Below are 23,064 nucleotides of genomic sequence, written 5' to 3' on the forward strand. Positions count from 1 at the left end.
ATAACAAGAAATACCGCAGAAAAGGAGAACGCTATGAAAGCACTTGTACTTGCAAGCGGCGGTGTGGATTCCACCACCTGCCTGGGGCTTGCCGTAAACAAATATGGAAAAGAGAATGTAATTGCATTAACAGTAGCTTACGGACAGAAGCACACAAAAGAAATCGAGGCTGCCAGAAAAACAGCAGAATATTACGGAGTGGAGCATCTTTATCTGGATCTGGAGCCAATCTTCCGGTACAGTGACTGCTCGCTGCTGAAGCATTCAGACAGAGAGATCCCGCACGAAAGCTATGCAGAGCAGCTGAAGGAAACCGATGGCTCACCGGTTTCAACCTATGTGCCGTTCCGGAACGGATTGTTTCTTTCCTCGGCAGCAAGTATTGCGCTGTCAAAAAACTGCAGTGTGATCTATTACGGAGCACATGCGGATGATGCAGCCGGAAATGCATATCCGGACTGCAGCAGTGCGTTTCACAATGCGATCAACGAGGCGATCTATCAGGGAAGCGGCGGCCAGCTGAAGGTTGAGGCGCCTTTTGTCAGCTGCACAAAGGCAGAGGTCGTAAAAACCGGCCTGGAGCTGAATGTTCCTTATGAACTGACCTGGAGCTGTTACGAAGGCGGCGAAAAGCCCTGCGGTGTGTGTGGAACCTGTATTGACAGAGCAGAGGCATTCCGTCTCAATGGAGTGAAGGACCCGGCACTTGACAGATAGATCGGATCAAAAATATCCGTTTGACCATAGAAAGGGAAAAAATATGAGCAGAGAAAACCTGGAAAAAGAAGGGATCACCCTTCTCGGAAATCAGAAAGTAAAATATCCGGACAATTATGCTCCGGAGGTACTGGAAACATTTTTGAACAAGCACCCGGACAACGATTACTTTGTAAAATTTAACTGCCCGGAATTTACAAGCCTTTGTCCCATTACCGGACAGCCGGATTTCGCGACGATCACGATATCTTACGTACCCGGTGAAAAAATGGTGGAGAGCAAATCTCTGAAGCTGTATCTTTTCAGCTTCCGCAATCACGGAGATTTTCATGAGGATTGCGTGAACATCATTATGAAGGATCTGATCCGTCTTATGGATCCGAAATACATTGAGGTCTGGGGAAAATTTACGCCGAGAGGCGGCATTTCCATTGATCCCTACTGCAATTACGGAAAGGCCGGAACCAGATGGGAGGAGATTGCCTGGAAACGCCTTGCAGAGCATGACATGTACCCGGAAAAGATCGATAACCGGTAGAAAAACAAAAAGTCCCTGTTTTCACTGCGAAAAGCAATGAAAGCAGGGACTTTTTGTTTAGTGTGCCTGACAGCGTAGGTTTATCTTTATGACAGCCGGATGCACTCCGATTCTGTGTCAAACAGATCAGCGATCACATCGTGCACGGTTTCGATCTTATCTGCCATATAGGCCTTTGCTCCGCAGAACAGCAGGCCGTTTTCCACGTCGCCCTTTACGGCGGCGATCAGCTTGTCTGTAATGCAGTAAGGGATCTCGCCGGGGGAACATTTGGCAAGGCAGCGGTGGCATGGGCTGTGTGGGATTTTTTCACCGGCCATGACGTGCTGCATGAAGGGATTCATAATGGCACGTCCCGGCATACCTACCGGGCTTTTTACAATGGCAATGTCGTCCTTTGCGGCGTGGATCAGGGATTCTTTCAGCCGGATGTCTGCGTCACATTCTTCCGTTGGGATAAAACGGGTGGCGACCTGAACGCCGTCCACACCAAGATCAAGGACATGCTTTACATCCTCGTGCGTGGCGATGCCGCCGGCAGCTACTACAGGAATTTCCGTGCCGAATTTTGCGGCATAGCTTTTTACAGTCTGGACGATCTTTCGGATCTCATTGTCGTAGGCTTCCGGTGTATAGGAATCCAGCTCTTCTTTGTGGAAGCCCAGATGACCGCCTGCCTGGGGACCTTCGATCACCACAAGGTCTGCAGTGCGCTTGTACTTTCTTTCCCAGTATTTCAGGATAACCTTTGCAGATTTGTCTGTTGAGACAATGGGGGCGATCTTTGTTTTGCTTCCGCTGACAAGAGCAGGGAGCTCTGTAGGAAGTCCTGCACCGGAGATGATCAGGTCAGCGCCGGCATGGACAGCGGCTTTTACATGAGATGCGTACTCCTTCAGCGCAACCATGATGTTGTAGCCGATGATACCGTCAGGAGAAATCCTGCGTGCTTTTTTCATCTCGGACAGGATAGCCCGCTGGTTGGCTTCCTCGGTATTCTGGTCGAAATCTTTTTCCCGGTAGCCGATCTGAGCGGTGGAAATGATTCCGATCCCGCCTTCCTTTGCAACGGTGCCTGCCAGACGGCCAAGGCTGATGCCTACACCCATTCCACCCTGGATCAGGGGAAATCTCGTAAGTTTATCACCGATTTTAAAATTCTTCATAATGATCAGATCCTCACATTCATTTGCGTTCTTTAAATGATTTTAATGTAAAATAGTTTTGTTATCAAAGTATATCATAACAGGGGAATTTGTCAATGTATATGTAGGAAGGTTGGCTCAGGGAGATGTGGTGATTTGTCGGTATAGCTTTTCGGAATAAGAAAAGGGTGAGCTGGCAGCATTACGCTGTGTAGTCTCACCCTTTTTATGTGTGATGAAATCTTAAACTGTAAAGCAGTAAACTGTAGCTGAACTCCGTTTGGCAAAATCAGAATTTAAACAGATTCAGACCGATCTCTTCGCTGAACTCACGACCGATTTCTCCGTCGATCACCTGGATCTGGATCTCGGCGGTAGCACTGATGATGGCACGGTTCAGATGACCGCCGTGTACAAGACCTTCTTCGTCACCGGCTGCGATATGGAGATGAAGATAAACGTCACTGTCTTTGCGGGTAACGGTACCGGTAAGAGAAACAATCTCATAAGCTCCCTGAAACTGAATAGAGTGGTATTCCTTTGTTACGGTGTTGTATACACCTGCAGTGAAATCATTGATGGCACCAAGGCCTGTTACCTGTGCAAGGCGGATGTTCTCTTTCTCTGCAACCTTGCCGATCTCCTCCAGGATCTCTTCCTTCGGATCAAGTCGAAGATAGATCGTGTTTCCAAAACGTCTGTATTCCATGATAAAAAACCTCCCTGTAAATTTTTTGATTTTCCCATTGTCTGAGTATGATTCCAGTATAATACATTCCTGTTTTTATTCAATAGTTACATTAATCAGATCACAGCACTTACAGAAATTACTGCATCATGCTCAGTCCAACTTCTTTTTAATTTATAAATTCTGGAATTGCTATAGGTGTATTTTTCACATGTTCAGATTTTTTACATGAAAAAAAGGACTAAACCGATGAAAATATTGAATTCATATTTTCAGCGGCTTTTTTTATAATGATTTCCATAAAGAACGGAATGTAAGAAACTGAAAACTGTCAGCAGGGAAAGGGTGAAGGTATGAAAAAAAGATTCGGACAGATGATCAAGGTAAAACCGGAAAAGCTTGCCGAGTACAAGAAATGGCATGCGAATCCGATGCCTGGTGTAAATGAGATGATCAAAGAATGCAATCTCAAGAATTATTCGATTTACAGCAGGGGCGATTATCTTTTTACATATTTTGAGTATGATGGCGAGGACTTTGATGCAGATATGGCGAAGATGGCAGCAGATCCGGCGACACAGAGATGGTGGGACGTTGTAAAACCTCTGATGGAACCTCTTGCTGACAGAGCAGAAGGTGATTTCTGGTCAGATATGGAAGAAATTTATCACTTAGATTGACAAGCAAAAGCAGTAAATATGGAGGAAAAAAAGACATGAACAGTAGAGAGAGATTTATCGCGACAGTAGAGAGAAAACCGGTAGACAGACCAGCCTGCTGGCTTGGAGATCCTACACCGGAGGCTGTTCCGGCACTTTGCGATTACTATCATGTAGATAATATCAAAGAACTGAAAAAAGTATGCGGAGATGATTTCTATGCTGTAGAGATCCCGTACAAATCACCGACATGCTCTGCGATCTTTGCAGCATTCGACTGGTACATGAATGGAAGTAATGTAGATACCGAGCACAGAACACTGACAGCAGACGGATGCTTTGCACAGTGCGAGGATCTTGAGGATGTGGAAGCAGTAAACTTCCCATGGCCGGATCCGGAGCTTTATATTGATCCGGAAGAGTGCCGCCGCCTTGTTGATGAGGCCCCGGATGATAAAGTTGTTATGGGTATGCTCTGGGCATGCCACTTCCAGGATACCTGCGCTGCATTCGGAATGCAGACCTGTCTTATGAACATGGTAGCAGAGCCTGAGATGGTACATTATGTAGATGATCATATTGTAGATTTTTATCTGAAAGCTCTTAAGATTTTCCTTGAGGCAACAAAAGGTAAAGTACAGGCAATCCTCATCGGTGATGATGTAGGAAGTCAGAGAGGCCTGATGATCAGCCCGGCTCTTATCAGCGAGTTCGTTATTCCCGGAGCAAAGAAACTTATCGATCTGGCACACAGCTATGGCGTAAAAGTTGTATATCATTCCTGCGGATCTATTGTTGAAGCTATACCGCTTCTCATTGAGGCTGGCGTTGACGTTATTCATCCGATCCAGGCACTTGCAGCAGGTATGGATCCTGCAAATCTGAAAGATAAATTCGAAGGAAAAATCTCCTTCTGCGGCGGTGTTGATACACAGGATCTTCTTCCAAACGGCACACCGGAGCAGGTAGCAGCAAAGGTTAAAGAACTTCGTACCTACTTCCCGACAGGGCTTATCGTTTCCCCGAGCCATGAGGGATTACAGCCGGACGTTCCGCCAAGCAATATCAAGGCACTGTTTGACGAAGCAACCAAGATCTACGAATAGGGAGGAAGAAAAATATGATCATTATCGGAGAAAAAATCAACGGTTCCATTCCTTCTGTTGCAGAGGCTATTGCAAAAAGAGATGCGGAGTTTATCAAAGACCGTGCAAGAAAACAGGCAGAAGCCGGAGCGACTTTTATTGACTGCTGTGCATCCGTACCGGAGGAAGAGGAAGTAGAAACACTGAAATGGATGATCGACTGTATCCAGGAAGTTACGGATCTTCCGATATCTGTAGACAGTCCAAGTGCTGATGTACTGATCCAGGCTTATAAATTCTGTAAACGTCCGGGACTTTTCAATTCTGTATCCGGCGAGGGTGACAAGATCGACAAGATTTTCCCTGTTATGGCACAGGAAGAAAATAAAGGATGGGAAGTTATCGCTCTTCTCAGTGACGATACCGGAATTCCGAAAAATGCAGCAGACAGACTTCGCGTATTTGATAAGATCATGGCAAAAGCCAAAGAATACGGAATCGCTCCATCCAGGATCCACATTGATCCGCTGGTAGAGATGCTTTGTACATCTGAGAATGGAATTGAGACAAATATCGAAGTTATCACTTCTGTTCGTGAGCAGTATCCGTCCATTCACATTACAGCAGCGATCAGCAACATTTCTTTTAACCTGCCGGTTCGTAAGCTGATCAACCTTGGGTTTATGGTACTGGCTATGAATGCCGGACTGGACAGTGGAATCCTTGATCCGACAAACAGAGACATGCTTGGTCTTATTTATGCAACAGAAGCTCTTCTTGGAGAAGATGACTACTGTATGGAGTACATCGGAGCATACAGAGAGGGACTGATCGGTCCTGTAAAAAAATAACTGATCAATAATATAAGATCCCTTTAGGTGTGCAGAGCCTGCGGAGAACTCTGCACATGAATCCCATAAAAATATGCGGCAGAAGCTGGTATGAGTGCAGAGGAACAGCAGACTGACCGCAACGAATAAAAAAATATTTGGAGGTAGAAACAATGTCAAAAATCGAAGAAGTTGCAAAATTAGTAGAAATCGGTAAAGCGAAACTGGTAGGAAAAGCAGTGCAGGAAGCTCTTGATGAAGGCTGCGATCCACAGGAAATCTTAAATAAAGGTATGATCGATGCCATGGCTGTTGTAGGTGAGAAGTTCAAAAATAATGAGATCTTCGTACCTGAGATGCTGGTAGCAGCAAGAGCCATGAAAAAAGGTGTTGAAGTTCTGAAACCGCATCTTGCATCCGGAGCTACAGGCGTAAAGGGTAAACTTATCATTGCAACAGTAGCAGGAGACCTTCATGATATCGGCAAAAACCTTGTTGCCATGATGATCGAGAGTGCAGGTTTCGAGGTTATCGACCTTGGTGTTGACGTTTCCAATGACAAGATCATCGAGTGCTACAGAGAGAACCCGGATACAAAGATCATCGCTCTTTCTGCCCTTCTTACAACAACAATGCCTGCACTTCGTGATGCCGTAGATGCACTGAATAAATCTGATTTCAGAAGCAATATCAAGGTTATGGTCGGTGGAGCACCGATCACCCAGGAGTTTGCAGATGAGATCGGAGCAGACGGATATTCCGAGGATGCTGCAAGTGCTGCAACACTGGCTAATCAGCTGATCGGAGCATAATGAAATCCGACAGGGCAATAAAAGTAATACATACTTAGTTATAACAACCAACCGCTTATGATAAACCTATGCCATCAGGGATACCGCATGATGCAGAAAGAGATTCTGCACGTGCGGCATCCCTTTTGGAGTTTCTGAAAGGGATCATCACATAGGAACAGGACGGCAGAGGTGACGGAGCTATATAAAAAACCGGTACAGGATAATTATCCTGCACCGGTATATCCAACAGATATGAAATTTAATTTTATCTTCTTGCATCTTCAACAGCTTTGTACATTGCCATGATGTTCTGTGGTGGAACATCGCCGAGGATGTTGTGCTCCTGGTTGAATACGAATCCGCCATCCTGGAAGAAGACATCGATCATGCGTCTGCAATAATCGTAAACCTCTTTTTCGGTTCCCATGTTCAGAATTTTCCTGGTGTTGCAGCCGCCACCCCAGAAGGTGATATCTTTGCCATATTCCTGTTTCAGTTTCGCAGGATCCATGTTAGCTGCAGAAGTCTGAACCGGATTAAGAATATCGAAGCCGGCTTCTGCCAGATCACCGATCACTGGGAAAATGGAACCACAGGAATGAAGGAAAGTCTTCATGCTGCTGTGTTTATGTACATACTCATTGATCTTGGTATGATACGGCTTGAATAAGGTGCGGTACTTTTCCAGGGACATGAACATGTTGTTGTTCATTCCAAGGTCATCACCGAAGCGGACGATATCTACGATGCCATCCAGATATTTGCAGGTGTTTTCCAGGTTTTTCAGGTGACGCTCAAGAAGCTGATCGTTCAGGGCGAGAACCTGTTCCGGTTCCTCATAGATATCCATGAGATAGTTTTCCATTCGGCGAAGGAAAGTTCCCCATTCAAAGAAGTTACATCCGCAGGTAATCATAAGTGCGCGGTCTGTACTGTTCTTTAATACAAGACATCTTTCGCGAAGCGTTTCCCAGAAATGCTTTTCATTGGAATGATCCCATGGGCTGTGCACCATGGCACTCCAGATGACTTTTCCCATTTCCTTATCCAGATCCTTATAGTTCTCCGGATAATCTTCTTTATATGGGAAGTACTGCTGGTCAAAGCACATGCCGCCGTTTGGCATCTTCGCGATGAGAGTACCCTCGCAGTCAAAATATTCATAGGAGCCGTCCTTGTTATGTCTCGGCCTGAACCAGCTTGGCCACTGTGCGGCAACTCCGTTGGAAAGAGTTACATCGTACCAGTCAGAGTCTTCTGTGTTGAACACACGACCAACATCAAGAACATCTGCTCCGATGATATCAAGTACCTGGATCTCAGGCTGTGCAACCTGCTGGACAACATCATAAATACGGTTGTGTCCGGTTTTGATTCCGAGATAATCTTTTAATTTCCCGTAAGCCATACCGCTGATTCCGGCGCTTACGTTGCTTCCCAGATCCATAGGAAGCGAATCTGGATTCTGATGATTGATCGATGCCATTACACGTTCTCTTGGTGTCATTTTCATATATATTACCTCCTGTTTTCTTTTAAGTATTCGCCTTTTATACGTACATTATGAGAAAAAAAAGAGCAGCTTTCAATAAGGATACCAGAATAAAAATCTAAACGTTTTACTACAAAATTTACTGAATTACGAAAGGCACACAATGATCACATTAAAAGATGTTGCACAGGAAGCAGGTGTATCCATAGCTACTGTTTCCTGTGCATTAAGCGGAAAAAAAGCAGTGCGTCCGGAAACCTACGCGCGGATTATGGATGCAGTGGAGAAGCTGAAATATATTCCAAATTATTCAGCCAGAAATCTGAAAAAGAAAGCCAGCAATATGGTGAGCGTACTTCTTCCGGGAATGCGGAGCCAGTTTTATGCAGGTCTTTTTGACGGGATTTCTTCCTGCCTGCAGTCACAGGGATATTCGATCAATATTGCTTTTTCCAATGATTCGGCGGATGTGGAGTGTACAAAGATCGATGAATTTATCACGCAGAATTCCGCAGGTCTTATCATAATGACGGCACAGCCCGGAAATACTGCTTTTTTTCAGAACCACATCATGGACTATCAGATTCCGACGGTTTTTGTTGAGAGAGAACCGGATTCGATCTGCTGTAATTATGTGGGATTCCGGCATTATGATACATTTTACGGTGTTGTCAGCCAGCTGCTGGAAAAGGGGTATCGGGATATTGGTATTGCATGCGGCCCGCTGGAATTTTCCTCCGAGAGAAGCTATGTTCAGGCATGCAGGGACATTATGGAAGCAGAAGGAGAAATACTGGCACCGGATCGGATCTGCGAGACGAATTTTACAAGGGAAGACGCTTTTAACAGTTTTATGAAATATTTTTCAAAAAATCCGCCGGAGGTATTGCTTTCTACAAGTCGTGAGATCACATATGGAATCCAGACAGCAATGGAATACTGTGGTCTTCGTACACCGGAGGATGTGGTCCTGATCAGCTGTTCCGAAGAATCCTGGATCAATATCAGCCAGAATGACGGCGTGCTCAAGCTTTCCAGAAACAGTACAAGTCTGGGAGAGGAGGCCGCAAAGATACTTCTGAAAAATATTCAGAATCCGGGACTGTATGAGCAGACGATCCGGGAGATTGATTTTTCTGAAAAAAGCAGAAAGCTGAATCTTCCACCGAAGATGAAAAAACAGAACAGTTCGCACAGGACAGCTTTTAAGGAAAAAATACGTTTTCTTGCAGTGGACAATCCTACGATCCGTGCGCTGCAGCTGCTGACCGGACATTTCGAAGAAGAAACAGGAATCGGAGTGGAGTTTCACTGTGTTCCGCAGGACCAGCTTTTTTCCATGATATCAGATTCTACAGATGCACTGACGCAGGCGTATGATTTTTATACGTATGACGTTCCCTGGCTGGAATATATGGTTCAGAATATGTGTCTTGCGGATATTTCTTCTTTTATAGAAAGTGATGATTTCCGGAAAGAGAAATTTTTTCAGACAGGTTTTCGGAACTGTCAGGTGAACGGACGATATTTCGGAATTCCGGTCATCGGAGGAATCCAGCTGCTTTTTTATCGGAAGGATCTGTTTGAAAGCAGAGAGCTTCAGGCAGAGTATCAGAAGCGAAGCCTGTTTTCTCTGCGTGCACCAAGAACGTGGAAGGAGTTTAATGATGTAGCTGCCTTTTTTACCAGGGAAAAAAATCCCTCCTCGCCGACAGTATATGGAGCTTCTTTTGCGGGAGCGATCGATGAGGAGCTGGCACCGGAGATCCTGATCCGTTTGTGGGCATGTGGCGGAAGTCTGTGGGATAATTATCACAGACCGACCTTTCATACAAAAGAGAACAGGATGGCTTTTGAGAGTATTCTGCAGACAATTGGTTACATACCACAGCAGGACATGAACCGGTCTATTACGCAGACAGTAGATGATTTCTGTGCGGGACGGACGGCTATGCTGATCACATATTCGGAGTTTGCCTATGGAATTAACCGTCGGGTGAAGGAGAATGTCTCCGGCCGTGTTGCCGCCAGTATGATTCCCGGAAAAACTCCGGCCAGTGTGGGCTGGAATCTGGGACTGAATCCCTTTTCCACACACAGAGATGCAGTGTTTCAGTTCTTTTCCTGGCTGTGCAGCAGTGACACGAACCTGTATCTGACGATCCTGAACGGAGCGTCTGCATCCATGGAACCGTATCATAACAGTGAGCTGTTGAAGCTGTATCCGTGGCTGTCCAGCACAGAAGAAAGTCTTCACCATTCAAGAAGACGGAACAGCCCGTACCGGAAAAACCGGCTGATCATTCCAGTGGAGCAGATCGAAAGAATTCTGTGCCAGGCACTGCGTAGCGTATATCAGGGAAACACTTCGATAGAAGAGGCCTTAAGAGAAGCCCAGAAAGAAGCAGATCATCTGTTTCGCATGTATGGGTATCCGACGGTCCATGAGATTTTTCGGAAATGACTGGCCTGAGCACTGGGATTTTTTTTGCACAGAAAAAACCAGAAAACAACAAAGCATATGGTAGAAATACATATACTAACGGACGAAATAATTGAACCATTTGTGAAAATATAGTATAATCAACGAAAAACCACGAAAATACACAGGAAAAACACACAAAAACCATATAAAACAAAAATGATAAAAGACACGATTCTGAACCTGTGCAGAAACGGAAGAGATTAAATGTTCCGGTACAGGGAGCGTGCATGGATGGGGAGGGGAAAATGTATACACTTCTGATAGCAGATGATGAACCGCTGATCCGCAACGGTGTAAAAAAAATCATCGACTGGGAATCATTAGGATTCTCAAAGATTTTTCTGGCGGAGGATGGTCAGGAGGCACTGGATATCATACGGAAAAACCATGTGGATCTTGTTCTTACAGATATTGTAATGCCATTTATGGACGGCCTGGAGCTGACCGAGATTCTTTCCAGGGAATATCCGCAGATACATGTTGTGATCCTCACCGGACATGAGGATTTTCAGTATGCACAGAAATCAGTGGGGCTTGGGGTAAAAAACTACATTCTCAAGCCAATCGGAGCAGAAAGCCTGTACAAAGAAATGAAGGAGATCTGCGAAAAGCTTCATATAGAAAACAGCCAGAGACAGTATGTGCAGTCCATGAAAAACCAGCTTCGACAGAGTCTGCCGGTATTACAGGAGCAGACCCTGAACAAGATCGTCTGTTCCGCAGACCGGAATCTGAAGCTTTATCTGGAACGGGCAAAAAGTCTTCAGCTTGATCTGAGCCAGGGACCTTATGAGATCGGGGTCATGGATCTTGATATGGAGGATATTTCAGGAACCGATTACGATCTTTATCTGTTCGCAGCCAGAAATATTGCGAAGGAATGTCTGGGAAACGATCATTATGTTTTTGAAGATGGAAAGGACAGAATCGTGATCCTGTGCCGGTGCAGAAAGCTGGATGTAGATACGCATGATCTCATTTACGATGTACTCTGCGTTATTCAGAAATCCATCTATAATACGGTTCGTCTGAAAACAACCTGTGCACTGGGAACAAGTGCCGAAAGCGTGGAGGAGCTGAATCAGGCATACCGGAATGCGAAGAAAGCGCTGGAGTGCAAATACTCGCTGGGAAGTAATAATGTTTATGATATTGAAGATCTGAATTATCTGGAGAGATCTTTTTATTATCCACACCAGGAGCTTCATCGCCTGACAAAAAGCATCATGATCGGAAACACGGAAGAGATCGAAAAGGCAGTACATGCTGTGTTTCACGTAAACGGAAAGGACGGTTCTCTTTCCGGAAAAAACGTTAAGGTTATCTATATGGAAGCAATGAACTCCCTTCTTCGGGAGCTGGCGGGTCTGAAGGAGGTTCCGGATGAAATGTGGAACAGAGGCTTTACCCTTTATCAGGAATTTGACAAGTACAGCTCACTGAAGGAGCTGGAGGACGGGCTGATCCGGTTTGCCTGCGATATCCGCGACCAGATGAATTCCGCACAGACAAACAGCGGAATGCAGGTAATTGACAAAGTAAAGGATTACGTAATGAAAAATTACAGAAATGCAGAGATATCCCTTACGTCAGCAGCAGAATTTGCATCTGTCAGCACTGGGTATTTAAGCGGGCTTTTTAAAAAAGAAGCAGGAACAAATTTTGTAAAATATCTCACAGATGTCCGAATGGAAAAATCCATGCAGCTGCTTCGTTCCACAGATATGAAAACCTACGAGATCGCTTATGAGACAGGCTTTTCCAATCCTCATTATTTCAGCGTTTCTTTCAAAAAATATACCGGAATGTCTCCTTCTGAATTCCGTGCAAAGGAGTAGACCATGAAAAAAAATCAGAAAAACAGCCTGAAGAACCGTGCGCTGATTCAGACCGCGATCCTGATCATTGCTACTATGTGCATTATGGTCACAGGTTTTTATATGATATTTCACTCCAGAGCCCTGAATGAAAGAGGAAATTATGAGGAAGAAAATCTGATAAACATGGAGGCGTATCTGAACAGCTATCTGGAAGAAGTAGATGCGATCGCAAAAAACGTAAACTATAATTATTATCTTCAGGATTATCTGGAAACAGTAATAAAAGAAGAGGATGATTACGAAGAGAGCGGAATCGGAAAAAATATGCGTTCTTATGAGATGAGTGCACAGGCTTTCAGCGACACGCTTCTTTCAAGAGCAGATATTTCTTCTATTATGATCTTCGGAAAGAAAAAAATGATCCTGAATCGATCCATGTACACCTATCAGAAAGTGGCTCAGGATTATTCCAAGCTGGACTGGTATGCAAGAGCCGTTGCGAACCCGCAGGATGCGATCATCACCGGACCTAACCGGCATGCTTTTTTTAATACAGATGACGAAGTGATCTCTCTTAGCAGAGAGGTGCAGAGTTATGAGAACGGAACGTTCAGAGGAGTGATCCTGATTAATCTGAACCTGAATAAGATCGCTGAGATCTGTAATACCTTTCAGGAGAAACAGGGAAATTTTCTCTGTATTTTAAATGAAAAGGGAGAGCTGGTCTATGAACAGCAGACGGGAAAAGACAGCTTCGCCTTTGATGAAAAGGAAAACCGGCAGGAGCTGAAGAATGCACTGGATAAGGCGAAGGAAAACAGTTTCAATCTGACTTATAAGGGCGAAAAATATCTGGTCACAAAGACAGGTATGGAAACGACCGGATGGACTCTGGTAAGCATGGTACCGTATAAATCTGTACTTGCAGAGACAATGGCGATCAGTGGTGTGATGATCGCAACGGTTGGCATCATACTGATCGTGACATTACTCCTTCTCAACCGGATACTTACAGGTGTAGTAAAGCCTTTGAAAAAACTGGAAAAGCATATAGCACAGGTCAGTCCGGATAATATGGATCAGCGAATGGAGATCCTTACAGATGACGAGATCGGACATCTGTCAAAAAAATTTAATCAGATGCTGGACCGAATCCAGAACCTTAAAGAGCAGGTCATTGAGGAACAGGAGGATAAGCGAAAATATGAGCTTCAGGCTCTGCAGGCGCAGATCAATCCGCATTTCCTGTATAATACGCTGGATTCCATCATATGGATGGCAGAGACTAATGATTCCAATATCGTAGCGATGACGGAAGCACTTGCCAAGCTTTTCCGGATTTCACTGAATAAAGGAAATGAGGAGATCACGCTGGAACGTGAGTTTGAGCATGTAAAAAATTATCTCATTATTCAGAGCATGCGCTATGCGGATAAATTCACATATGAGATCTCTGTGGAACCGGGTGTGGAAAAGTGCAGAACAATCAAGCTGATCCTTCAGCCGGTTGTGGAAAACTGTATCTATCACGGAATCAAAAAGAAACGTGGAAGTGGCAAGATCACCATCCGGGCGTTCCGCCGGGGAGATGACCTGATCATAGAGATCAGCGATGACGGATGCGGAATGCCGCCGGAGGTATGTCGGAAGATTCTGTCTGATGAAATAGAGCCTGAGAATATCAGCGGTTCCGGAATTGGCATAAAAAATGTCAACGAACGGATTCAGCTCCGTTTTGGAAAAAGATATGGGTTAAGCTATATGTCAGAAGAGGGTGTGGGAACAACTGTGACTTATATTCTTCCATATGATGAGGGAGGCAGCAGATGAAAACGATCCACAGAAAAAAGAAGATAGTTATTTTTGCGGCAGCAGCACTGCTGCTGATAACTGCGATAACCGTTCATTATAAAACAGAAGTCCGGTCAGAGACTGCAGAGAATACAGTACAGAAACAGACGAAGAAAAAAGTTATCGGAGCAACACTTGCATCCAGTCAGGCAAGCTATCAGTATGCGCTGGGAACCCTTCTTGTTGAGGTGGCAAAAAAAGATACAGACTGTACACTTGACATCCGGTATGCAGAGTGGAATGTAGAAGAGCAGGAAGAACAGATGCGGGAGTTTATCCGGAATAAGGTAGATGCGATCATTCTTTGTCCTGTAGATGCAAAATCCTATCTGAATGTGCTGAAAGAGGCCAGAAATGCAGGGATACCGGTGATCAATATGAACATGAAGATGGATGCGGTATCAACAGAATATATTACCACATATGTCGGCGCAAGCATGTCGGAGGAGGCAGATCTGGCAGGTCAGCTGGTGGTGGAATGCCTGAATGGAAAAAAAGGAAAAGTAGGGATCATTGAGGGAACCCAGGGTACAGATCCGCAGATCTACCGGACCCAGACATTCCTGGAGTATATTTCAAGTTATCCGGATATTGAGGTAGTAGGTATCGCAGAAGCCAACTGGTCAAAAGCCAAAGCAGGTCTTGCCGCGTCGAACCTGCTGGCGCAGAACCCGGATATCAATGTGTTCTACTGTCATGACAGCAATATGGCGATGGGAATATATGATATGCTTAAGGCAAGAGGGCTTGAAAATAAGATTCAGATAATCGGGATCGGAAATGAACAGCAGTATATGGATGCCGTGAGAGAGGGGAAAATTTACGGACTTGTCACCCAGCCGCCGGAATACGAGGCAGAATATGCCTGGAGCTGTGCAAAAAGAGCAGCTGACGGAGAGGTTCTGCGTCTCTGGTACAAAAACCTTGTGGTGAGCCTTACAAAGGAGAATGTAGACAGCTATTTCAGCCCTGTATTAGATTAAAAAATGAACAATATCTGATGTGAAAAATAAGACTAAACCGATGAAAAAATTGAATTTCAATTTTCATCGGTTTTTCTTATTATACTAATAAATACTTCGTAATGATCGGACTTATTACTCAGGAAGGTGAACTGACATTGGCGGAGGTGTCATTCATGGGAAAGGAGATAAATATGAGCAGTGGAGTAAACAGCACGGGACAGGCATATGCTCTGGATATGCAAAAAGTTTCAAAACGTTTTCCAGGTACACTGGCTGTTGATAAGGTAGATTTCCGTGTGAAAAAAGGGGAAGTGCATGCACTGATGGGCGAAAACGGTGCGGGAAAGTCCACCCTGATGAAAATGCTGAACGGTTTGTTTAACGATTATACGGGAGATATCTACATCAACGGAGAAAAGAAGCTTCTGCATTCACCGACAATGGCGAAGGAAGCCGGAATCGGAATGGTATATCAGGAACTTTCTCTTGCGAGAAGAATTTCTATTTATGAGAATCTTCTGGTAGGAAGACTTCCGAAGAAAGGTATTTTTGTAGATAAGAAGAAAGCAATCGAAGAATCAAAGAAGCTTCTCGCGAGAGTTGGACTGGATTATATTGATCCGACTATGGATGTTTCTGAGATCAGTCAGTGCGAAGCACAGCTTGTCGAGATTGCGAAAACTCTTGGTTTTAATCCATCCATTATTGTTATGGATGAGCCCACATCCGCTCTTTCCAGCGATGAGGTTGAACGCCTTTACAAGATCATCCGTCAGCTGAAGGCAGAGGGGCTTGCAGTGGTTTATATTTCCCATCATCTGGCAGAGATCTTTGAGATCGCAGACAATGTTACAGTTATGAGAGATGGTAAGCTGGTAGGCTCCTGTGCAGTATCTGATACGAATCCGGACAAGCTGGTTGAGATGATGGTAGGAACTCCGGTAAAGAATTTCTATGAGAATCATAAATCCATGGTACAGGATGAAGTTGTATTGAAGGTTGAAGATTATACACACTGGGGATTTTTCCACCACGTAAACTTCGAGCTTCATAAAGGTGAAGTACTTGCCATCTGCGGACTTGCCGGAGCAGGAAGAACCGAGATCGCCAGAGCTCTGATCGGAGTGGATAAGGCAGACGGCGGAAAAGTTTATATCCATGGAAAAGAAACACATTTCAAGAACTTTGGCGAAGCGATCGACGGAGGACTTGGATATCTGACAGAGGATCGTAAGGTTGTAGGTCTGGCACTGAACCAGACAGTCGGAGACAACGTAACCTCCTGTATCATTGATCAGAATTCCAATGGTATTTTTTATAACCAGAAAAAACTGAACGGACTTATTGATGAGAAGATCAATGAGATGAGTGTTTACCCGGCAGACAGAGACCGTCTGGTAAACAGCTTCTCCGGTGGAAATCAGCAGAAGGTGCTGATGGCCAAATGGCTGGCAGCAGGTGTTGATATCCTGATCCTGGATGAGCCGACACGAGGCGTTGATGTAAATGCCAAGCAGGTTATCCACAACGTTGTAAAAGACTACGTATCAAAAGGCAACTCTGTAATTCTTCTTTCTTCTGACCTTCCGGAGGTTGTAGGACTGGCAGACAGAGCCGTGATCTTAAGAGAAGGTCATACTATCGGAATGATCCAGAAAAAAGATATGACAGAAAATTCAATACTGATCGCAGCTAATGGGGAGGGAGAGTTCGTATCATGTCAGAAGTAAATAAAAATGGAAATACTGCCGCTCCAAAGGTAGATACAAGAAAAACAGAGATCAACAAAGCCAGCCTGATCTTTAATCAGCTGGGAATCTGGATCATCGTTGCAGGACTGATCGTTCTGGGAATGATCATTTCCAAAGGCCAGTTCTTCGGACGAAGCAATATCCAGTCTATCCTGGAAGCAGTTGCACTTACCGGTATGGTCTGTGCCGGACTCTTCTATGTTACATATTCCGGTAATATGACAGATATGTCTGTGCCGATCACCATGGCCTTCGGCGGTGTTATGGCAGTACAGTGTATCAATTTTGGATTTGTGGGATCTATCATCGCAGGACTTCTTGCAGGTGCACTGATCGGTCTGATCAATGGTTTCATGATCGGTAAGATGAGAGCCAATGCCATCATCTGGACCCTGGCGGTAAACCTTTTGATATCCGGTGTCATACGAGTGGTATGGCAGGGAAAAATGCTCTACGCAGAGGACATCGCGAAAGAGAGCATGCAGTCTTCAGCTGAGAAATTTTATGCGATCTCCAGAACCTACATTGGCGGAACGATCTCCCTTATGGCGATCGTCATGCTGGTCATGTTCGTGATCTCCTGGGTGATCCATACAAAAACAGCATTCGGACAGAAACTGAAGATCATCGGTACCAATTATGAAGTAGCGAAATTTTCAGGAATCAACTGTACAAAACAGATCATTATCGCATATGTGATCAATGGTCTCTGCAGCGCAACAGCTGGTATCTTTTATGCAGCTCTCAGAAAATGTGCTTCCTACGAAAACGGAACCGGTTATGATTTCGATGCTCTGACCGCGATCCTTCTTGGTGGTGTTTCCTTAAGTGGTGGAAAAGGAAGTATTGTAGGAACCTTTGGTGGTGTACTTGCCTATGGTATCCTCAACAACATTCTTTCCTGGATCGGTCTTGGAACTTACACCAAGTATCTTGTTCAGGGTATTGTGTTCCTGTTCATCGTATGGTTAAACACACATTCAAACAGAAAGTTGGGTAAAGCATGATGGAGAAGAAATTTAAGCTGAATGCAGCAATGATCAACAAAAACAGAGCATTTTTATTACTTGCGATCGTACTTTTCTGTGGACTGTTTGTGGACAACTTCTATACAGCCTACAACATCCGGGCAGTTACAGGTAACGGAAGCCTTGTTATTTGGCTGGGACTTGGATTTACCATTGTTCTTATTGCAGGACATATGGATATGACGGTTATGTACATGTCAACTTTTGCAGCGCTTCTGACACTGGGACTTCACAGCAATCAGAAGCTTCCATGGGCGATCTGCATTGCCATCGGTGCGCTGATGGGCGTTGTAAATGGTCTGATCATGGGACTGCTTGTTACAAAACTCAAGATTCATGCATTTATCGCAAGTATCGGTATGCAGCTGGTTCTGAAAGGAATCATGTATGTATACTGTAACGGAAGTGAGCTGAGTATCGGAAGAGATTATGATCTGAATGAGAAGCTGAATAATCAGTTGTTTCCATTCCTTCCGTTCTCGACGTATTTTATCATCACTACACTTTTTGTAATCCTGGTAATCGTAATCCTTCGCTATACAAGACTTGGAAGAAATATCCATATGGTAGGTGGAAATGCAGAAACAGCATGGCTGGCAGGAATCCACAGCGACCGTGTTGTTATCGCAGCATTTATTATCTCCGGACTTGCAGCAGGTCTTGGCGGAGCCCTCAACGGAATCTATTCCGGAGCTGCCAACGTAACAATGGGTGAAAAAGGAATCTCCCCATTCTATATGGCATTCACAGCAACCGTTATCGGTGGAACAGACATCTACGGTGGCAAGGGAAGCGTAGGCTGGACTTACATTTCTCTTCTGATGATCGCATTCCTGAAATCTCTCTGCAAATCCACAGAGCTTCAGGTACTGGTTATCGGTGCGGCACTTGTACTTTGCCTGATTTATGAGACTGTTGCAAAATACAACAAAGATAAGATTCTTGGACGTCGTCCGAATCTTCATCTGGAACACCTGAAAGAAATGAAAAGCGCAAAATAATCAGTGTGAAATTAAAAGCGGAGGGAGCTTTTAATAATAAAAAAACTATATAATGTATAAGGAGGAAGAAAACATGATGAAAAAGAGACTGGCGGTTCTGTTATGTGGTGCTATGTTATTGGGTACGGGGTCTGTAGCATTTGCAGAAGAGAACACAGATGCTCAGGCAACTGAGACAGAGGCAGCAGAAGAGGAAGCAGTAGAGGTTCCGGATGCAGCGAAGGATTCTTATGACAAACTGCAGGAAGCCGAGAAAACATTAAAAACAACAGATAATCATCTTATGATGGAAGCGCCGCTCAGCTTTGATATTCCGGAAGTAGACGGAGATGCTGCATACTGCGAAGAAAATTACGAAGAGACAGATGCCAACCACTGGCATTATAAAGAGTATCTTGACTGGGATGAATCCAATGATGCGAAATTCCCTGAGTCACCTGCAGATGGACAGGAAGGCAAAGAAGTCATCCTGATCGTACATGGTGCACATGCATGGACAACCTGCTATACAGATGCTTTCCAGCAGGCTTGCGATGCAGTTGGAATGAAACTTACTGTTTATGATCCAAACTGGGATCAGGGAAACCAGGACAGCTACATTGACCAGGCGATCAACGAGCATCCGGATGCGATCGCACTGATTCCGCTTTCCGCAGACCATGCAACACAGCAGTTTAAAAAGATTACAGACGCTGGAATCCCGGCATTCTGTGTAAACACAACACCAGAAGCAGAAGCTATGAACTATATCCTTTCCTATACTGGCCCGAATGACTGGTACCAGATGAGAACACTTGCCGATATGCTTGGCGAGAAGATGGAAGGAAAAGGCGGAGTTGCTTACATTACACATAACGTAGGTGGATCTCCTTACTATGCACGTTGCTACGGACCTATGACAGAGCTTGCTGAGAAATATCCGGACATCAAAACTCTTGATATTCAGTCTCCTGGATTTGAGGCTTCCAAGGTTAAACAGGTCGTATCTGACTGGATCACAAAATACGGTGACGACTTAAATGCTATCGTTCTTGCAGATGACTCTGATCAGGCTATCGGTGCAGCTGAGGCTTGTGAGGCAGCAGGACGTGACGATATCGTAATCGTTGCAGCCGGTATCTCCAAACAGGGTCTTGACCTTGTAAAAGATGGCAAACTTTATGGTATGTCCTATCAGACTTGCCAGGGTGATGCTGGTCTTGCAGTTCGTACAATCTCTGAGTGGTTCTGCGGTATTGATGTAAACCGTGTAAACTATCTGAGAACAGATGTTGTTACATCTGAGAACACAGCAGACTTCGAGCCATGCCAGTGGTAATCGGATCAAAGTAAATAAGACTGCGCGAGCAGATAAGAAATGCCGTCTCCTTTGCGGGGACGGCATTTTGATAAAGCAGGAGAATTTTATAAAGTAAAGTGGAGGGATATCTGAATGAATGCAGAGGAAGTAAAGGTTTCTGAATGGGAAGGCTATCAGAGAAAAGATTTCAAACTGGATGGACATGAGTGTATCCTGGTGATTCCAAAAGAAGCGCATCCTGGTAAACCATGGGTATGGCGTGCTGAGTTTTTCGGAGCGTTTGACTATGCGGACAGAGCTCTTCTTGAGGAGGGCTGGCATATTGCATATATGATGATCAGCGATATGTATGGCTGCCCGGAATCTATAGAGCTTATGGAAATGTTCTATAAATATATCACAGAAACAGAAGGCCTCAGCAAAAAAGCAGATCTTTTTGGCTTCAGCCGTGGCGGACTTTATTCTGTGAATTATACTGTAAAAAATCCGGAAACGATCTCCACACTGTATCTGGATGCTCCGGTTATGAATGTTACCAGCTGGCCAGGCGGTTATGGCGCTAGTGAGCGTTATCCGAAGGAGTGGGAAGAGTGTAAAGCTGTTTATCATCTTACAGATGAGAATGCCCTGGAATTTAAAGGAAATCCGCTGAATAAGATGGATCAGCTTCTGAAAGCGGGAATCCGGATCATGCTGGTGGCCGGTGCGGTGGACAGTGTTGTGCCGTATAAAGAGAATGGCGCAAATCTGGCGGAGTACTATCAGAAAAATGGCGGACAGATCAAAGTGATCGTGAAGCCGGACTGTGATCATCATCCGCACAGTCTTGAGGATCCGGCGCCGATCGTGGAGTATATTATGAAGAATTTTGAGGAGGTCGAGAAGTAGAAATACTCAAAAACAAGTATATCTACCAGAAAGTAATCATAAACAGCCAGAAATTAAGAATTGCCGGGGCGGGATAACCGGAGTACAATGTAGTCAATTCAAAAAAACAATCGCAGTTAAAGAAATGCAAAGGCGCATTTGTTGTAGAAATACAGCAGATGCGCTTATTTTTTAACCGATAAACTACGGAGTAGTTATTCGGTTATGAACAGGTAGCAAATGCGGACTGTAAATATCCGTTTGATTCAGGGTTCAGAAAGAGAGGGAATGTATTATGGCAAAGAGTGAACAGGTAATCAAAGATCTTGACAGAGTGATCGGACTGATCAACACAGATATGAAAGATATTCCTGCAGAGGAGAAGAAACAGATGGTGGCCGATACCATCGATCATTTCGACAATTACGTAAGCCCGGGCTGGCTGAAATACCGTAAATCTGTATCCTCTGACTCTGAACAGGGTGCAGTTCTTGAGTGGCAGGATGAAGGTGCTTACTGCTATGGTCTGAATGGGGAAAAATTTATCGACTGTCTTGGCGGTTTTGGTATCTACACCTGTGGCCACAGAAATCCTGAGATCCTGAAAACTGTAAAAGCGCAGCTGGATCATCAGGCGCTTCATTCCCAGGAGCTGCTTGATCCTCTCCGTGGATACCTTGCAAAGGCTCTTGCGGATATCACACCGGGGGATCTTCAGTATTGTTTCTTTACAAACGGTGGTGCCGAGGCTGTTGAGATGGCTCTGAAGCTTGCGCGTATCGCTACCGGCGGAAGATGGTTCATTTCTACTGTTGGTGCTTTCCATGGTAAGAGCATGGGTGCCATTTCCATGGGTGGTAAGAGTACTTATCGTATTCCTTATATTCCGATGGTGCAGCAGGTTCAGCATGTGGAGTATGGTGTTGCCGAGGATGTAAGAAAAGCAATCAAGAATCTGCAGGCTGTTGGTGAAAAGGTTGCGGGTGTTATTCTTGAGCCAATCCAGGGTGAGGCTGGTGTTATCGTTCCGCCGGCTGGTTATCTTCAGGAGGTTCGTGAGATCTGCGACGAGACTGGTGTTGCTCTGATCTTCGATGAGATCCAGACTGGTATGGGTCGTACCGGTACAATGTGGAGATGTGAGGCTGAGGGTGTTACTCCTGATATTATGACTTATGGTAAGGCTTTTGGTGGTGGTATCATGCCGATCACGGGTATTATCTGTAAGCCGAAGATGTGGGTTCAGGATCTGATTGATAACCCGTGGCTTCTTGGTTCTCCGACCTTTGGTGGCAACCCGGTTTGCTGTGCGGCTGCGATCGCTACGATTAAATATATGCTTGAGAATGATATTCCGGGTGTCTGCAAGCGTAAGGGTGAGGTTCTTAAGGCTGGTCTTCAGAGTCTTGCTGAAAAGTATCCGGAGGTTATCCAGGAGGTTCGTGGTACGGGTCTTATGCTTGCGGTTGAGTTCCATACCTGTGAGCTTGGTTATGAAACTGCGAAGGGATTGTTTGCAAGGCGTGTTATGACTGCGGGTACTCTTGTTAATGCAAAAACGATCCGGTTTGAGCCTACGGCTGTTATTTCTGAGCAGGATATTAAGGATGTTATTTCCAGGATGGATGAGGCACTTGCGGATACTAAGAAGGCTTTTGAATTATAATAGAAGTGTTGATGGATGGAAGGACGCTGCTTTTTTTGTGGCGTTCTTTCTTTTTGTATTAACGAACGGACGCCGGACAGATTCCATCTCCCTGGCTGTTGGTTTATGGGGTGAGGGACGGAAGCGGACGCGGATGCGCGTCCTGTCCTAGTTGTGTTGTGAGCGGCGGAGGGCCTTCGGGCTTACGGAACTTTGAGATGGCCTTCCCCTGCGCTGTCCACACGGAAAGTGTGACGTGCGTCAGTGCCCTCAAGCTGGGAATTCTATTAATTGTATTAGAAATACCGAAATTACTCATTCAAAATAAAAAAACAAAATAATCGAAAAAAAATGAATTTTATGGTTGACAAGCATAAAACCCTATGGTAATATAACTGAGCTG

The 23,064-nt window shown here is 44.8% G+C and carries 19 protein-coding genes; 16 read left to right on the forward strand and 3 right to left on the reverse strand.

Features of this window, described 5'->3' with window-relative positions:
* Both queC and queF read left to right on the forward strand, forming a co-directional pair.
* Entirely contained in the window at nucleotides 1–717 is a 717-nt protein-coding gene (gene queC, locus WMO28_RS13640; RefSeq protein WP_256164017.1) for a 7-cyano-7-deazaguanine synthase QueC, read from the forward strand.
* A 43-nt stretch (nucleotides 718–760) separates the two neighbouring features.
* Nucleotides 761–1,255 carry a preQ(1) synthase gene (queF, locus tag WMO28_RS13645; protein ID WP_059086405.1) on the forward strand — a complete coding sequence of 165 codons (495 nt, stop codon included), beginning with the start codon at nucleotides 761–763 and terminating at the stop codon, nucleotides 1,253–1,255.
* 86 nt (nucleotides 1,256–1,341) lie between these two features.
* Here the strand turns inward: queF and WMO28_RS13650 are convergent, their stop codons facing one another.
* Both WMO28_RS13650 and WMO28_RS13655 read right to left on the reverse strand, forming a co-directional pair.
* Complete coding sequence (locus WMO28_RS13650) at nucleotides 1,342–2,421, reverse strand: NAD(P)H-dependent flavin oxidoreductase (RefSeq protein ID WP_349057322.1); 1,080 nt, start codon at nucleotides 2,419–2,421, stop codon at nucleotides 1,342–1,344.
* Nucleotides 2,422–2,689: 268 nt separating this feature from the next.
* The gene (locus WMO28_RS13655; RefSeq protein ID WP_349057323.1) at nucleotides 2,690–3,109 is read right to left on the reverse strand and encodes a PPC domain-containing DNA-binding protein; all 420 of its coding nucleotides are present in this window, start codon (nucleotides 3,107–3,109) and stop codon (nucleotides 2,690–2,692) included.
* A 332-nt stretch (nucleotides 3,110–3,441) separates the two neighbouring features.
* Here WMO28_RS13655 and WMO28_RS13660 point away from each other — a divergent pair, with 332 nt between their 5' ends.
* The 4 genes from WMO28_RS13660 (at nucleotide 3,442) to WMO28_RS13675 (ending at nucleotide 6,474) form a co-directional block, all read left to right on the forward strand.
* The gene (locus tag WMO28_RS13660; RefSeq protein WP_349057324.1) at nucleotides 3,442–3,768 is read left to right on the forward strand and encodes an L-rhamnose mutarotase; all 327 of its coding nucleotides are present in this window, start codon (nucleotides 3,442–3,444) and stop codon (nucleotides 3,766–3,768) included.
* Nucleotides 3,769–3,803: 35 nt separating this feature from the next.
* Complete coding sequence (locus tag WMO28_RS13665; protein ID WP_178641954.1) at nucleotides 3,804–4,853, forward strand: uroporphyrinogen decarboxylase family protein; 1,050 nt, start codon at nucleotides 3,804–3,806, stop codon at nucleotides 4,851–4,853.
* Nucleotides 4,854–4,867: 14 nt separating this feature from the next.
* Nucleotides 4,868–5,683, forward strand: coding sequence for a methyltetrahydrofolate cobalamin methyltransferase (locus WMO28_RS13670; RefSeq protein WP_015526634.1), 816 nt, complete (start codon nucleotides 4,868–4,870; stop codon nucleotides 5,681–5,683).
* Nucleotides 5,684–5,835: 152 nt separating this feature from the next.
* Nucleotides 5,836–6,474, forward strand: coding sequence for a corrinoid protein (locus WMO28_RS13675; RefSeq protein WP_015526633.1), 639 nt, complete (start codon nucleotides 5,836–5,838; stop codon nucleotides 6,472–6,474).
* Nucleotides 6,475–6,721: 247 nt separating this feature from the next.
* On the opposite strand, the gene WMO28_RS13680 is transcribed toward WMO28_RS13675, so the two are convergent.
* Nucleotides 6,722–7,969: a uroporphyrinogen decarboxylase family protein gene (locus WMO28_RS13680; protein ID WP_349057325.1), complete on the reverse strand. Its 1,248-nt coding sequence runs from the start codon at nucleotides 7,967–7,969 to the stop codon at nucleotides 6,722–6,724.
* A 142-nt stretch (nucleotides 7,970–8,111) separates the two neighbouring features.
* Here WMO28_RS13680 and WMO28_RS13685 point away from each other — a divergent pair, with 142 nt between their 5' ends.
* The 10 genes from WMO28_RS13685 to WMO28_RS13730 all read left to right on the forward strand — a co-directional run bounded on the left by WMO28_RS13685 (nucleotide 8,112) and on the right by WMO28_RS13730 (nucleotide 22,682).
* On the forward strand, nucleotides 8,112–10,412 hold the full coding sequence (locus WMO28_RS13685; RefSeq protein WP_349057326.1) for an extracellular solute-binding protein: 2,301 nt from the start codon (nucleotides 8,112–8,114) through the stop codon (nucleotides 10,410–10,412).
* A gap of 266 nt (nucleotides 10,413–10,678) precedes the next feature.
* Nucleotides 10,679–12,271 (forward strand): response regulator, encoded by a 1,593-nt coding sequence (locus tag WMO28_RS13690; protein ID WP_178641976.1) that lies wholly within the window; start codon nucleotides 10,679–10,681, stop codon nucleotides 12,269–12,271.
* Between the two features lie 3 nt (nucleotides 12,272–12,274).
* A complete protein-coding gene (locus WMO28_RS13695; protein WP_349057327.1) occupies nucleotides 12,275–14,083 on the forward strand; it encodes a cache domain-containing sensor histidine kinase in 1,809 nt (602 codons plus the stop codon).
* Nucleotides 14,080–15,087: a sugar ABC transporter substrate-binding protein gene (locus WMO28_RS13700; RefSeq protein WP_349057328.1), complete on the forward strand. Its 1,008-nt coding sequence runs from the start codon at nucleotides 14,080–14,082 to the stop codon at nucleotides 15,085–15,087. The genes WMO28_RS13695 and WMO28_RS13700 overlap by 4 nt, the downstream gene beginning before the upstream one ends.
* A 155-nt stretch (nucleotides 15,088–15,242) precedes the next feature.
* Complete coding sequence (locus WMO28_RS13705; protein WP_349057329.1) at nucleotides 15,243–16,799, forward strand: sugar ABC transporter ATP-binding protein; 1,557 nt, start codon at nucleotides 15,243–15,245, stop codon at nucleotides 16,797–16,799.
* On the forward strand, nucleotides 16,787–17,827 hold the full coding sequence (locus WMO28_RS13710) for an ABC transporter permease (RefSeq protein ID WP_178641988.1): 1,041 nt from the start codon (nucleotides 16,787–16,789) through the stop codon (nucleotides 17,825–17,827). Before WMO28_RS13705 ends, WMO28_RS13710 begins: the two co-directional genes overlap by 13 nt.
* On the forward strand, nucleotides 17,824–18,849 hold the full coding sequence (locus WMO28_RS13715) for an ABC transporter permease (protein WP_178641991.1): 1,026 nt from the start codon (nucleotides 17,824–17,826) through the stop codon (nucleotides 18,847–18,849). The genes WMO28_RS13710 and WMO28_RS13715 overlap by 4 nt, the downstream gene beginning before the upstream one ends.
* 73 nt (nucleotides 18,850–18,922) lie before the next feature.
* A complete protein-coding gene (locus WMO28_RS13720) occupies nucleotides 18,923–20,167 on the forward strand; it encodes a substrate-binding domain-containing protein (protein WP_178641993.1) in 1,245 nt (414 codons plus the stop codon).
* A gap of 114 nt (nucleotides 20,168–20,281) precedes the next feature.
* A complete protein-coding gene (locus WMO28_RS13725) occupies nucleotides 20,282–21,037 on the forward strand; it encodes a prolyl oligopeptidase family serine peptidase (protein ID WP_178641996.1) in 756 nt (251 codons plus the stop codon).
* 274 nt (nucleotides 21,038–21,311) lie between these two features.
* On the forward strand, nucleotides 21,312–22,682 hold the full coding sequence (locus WMO28_RS13730) for a putrescine aminotransferase (protein WP_178641999.1): 1,371 nt from the start codon (nucleotides 21,312–21,314) through the stop codon (nucleotides 22,680–22,682).
* The last annotated feature ends 382 nt before the right edge of the window (nucleotides 22,683–23,064 follow it).

Source organism: Blautia aquisgranensis, from assembly GCF_040096615.1.
Lineage (GTDB): Bacteria > Bacillota > Clostridia > Lachnospirales > Lachnospiraceae > Blautia_A > Blautia_A aquisgranensis.

Bases quoted from the DNA above. Each gene is read 5' to 3' on its own strand.
- queF (WP_059086405.1), top strand. From the start codon at position 761: ATGAGCAGAGAAAACCTGGAAAAAGAAGGGATCACCCTTCTCGGAAAT.
- WMO28_RS13650 (WP_349057322.1), bottom strand. From the start codon at position 2,421: ATGAAGAATTTTAAAATCGGTGATAAACTTACGAGATTTCCCCTGATC.
- WMO28_RS13655 (WP_349057323.1), bottom strand. From the start codon at position 3,109: ATGGAATACAGACGTTTTGGAAACACGATCTATCTTCGACTTGATCCG.
- WMO28_RS13660 (WP_349057324.1), top strand. From the start codon at position 3,442: ATGAAAAAAAGATTCGGACAGATGATCAAGGTAAAACCGGAAAAGCTT.
- WMO28_RS13665 (WP_178641954.1), top strand. From the start codon at position 3,804: ATGAACAGTAGAGAGAGATTTATCGCGACAGTAGAGAGAAAACCGGTA.
- WMO28_RS13670 (WP_015526634.1), top strand. From the start codon at position 4,868: ATGATCATTATCGGAGAAAAAATCAACGGTTCCATTCCTTCTGTTGCA.
- WMO28_RS13675 (WP_015526633.1), top strand. From the start codon at position 5,836: ATGTCAAAAATCGAAGAAGTTGCAAAATTAGTAGAAATCGGTAAAGCG.
- WMO28_RS13680 (WP_349057325.1), bottom strand. From the start codon at position 7,969: ATGAAAATGACACCAAGAGAACGTGTAATGGCATCGATCAATCATCAG.
- WMO28_RS13685 (WP_349057326.1), top strand. From the start codon at position 8,112: ATGATCACATTAAAAGATGTTGCACAGGAAGCAGGTGTATCCATAGCT.
- WMO28_RS13690 (WP_178641976.1), top strand. From the start codon at position 10,679: ATGTATACACTTCTGATAGCAGATGATGAACCGCTGATCCGCAACGGT.
- WMO28_RS13695 (WP_349057327.1), top strand. From the start codon at position 12,275: ATGAAAAAAAATCAGAAAAACAGCCTGAAGAACCGTGCGCTGATTCAG.
- WMO28_RS13700 (WP_349057328.1), top strand. From the start codon at position 14,080: ATGAAAACGATCCACAGAAAAAAGAAGATAGTTATTTTTGCGGCAGCA.
- WMO28_RS13705 (WP_349057329.1), top strand. From the start codon at position 15,243: ATGGGAAAGGAGATAAATATGAGCAGTGGAGTAAACAGCACGGGACAG.
- WMO28_RS13710 (WP_178641988.1), top strand. From the start codon at position 16,787: ATGTCAGAAGTAAATAAAAATGGAAATACTGCCGCTCCAAAGGTAGAT.
- WMO28_RS13715 (WP_178641991.1), top strand. From the start codon at position 17,824: ATGATGGAGAAGAAATTTAAGCTGAATGCAGCAATGATCAACAAAAAC.
- WMO28_RS13720 (WP_178641993.1), top strand. From the start codon at position 18,923: ATGATGAAAAAGAGACTGGCGGTTCTGTTATGTGGTGCTATGTTATTG.
- WMO28_RS13725 (WP_178641996.1), top strand. From the start codon at position 20,282: ATGAATGCAGAGGAAGTAAAGGTTTCTGAATGGGAAGGCTATCAGAGA.
- WMO28_RS13730 (WP_178641999.1), top strand. From the start codon at position 21,312: ATGGCAAAGAGTGAACAGGTAATCAAAGATCTTGACAGAGTGATCGGA.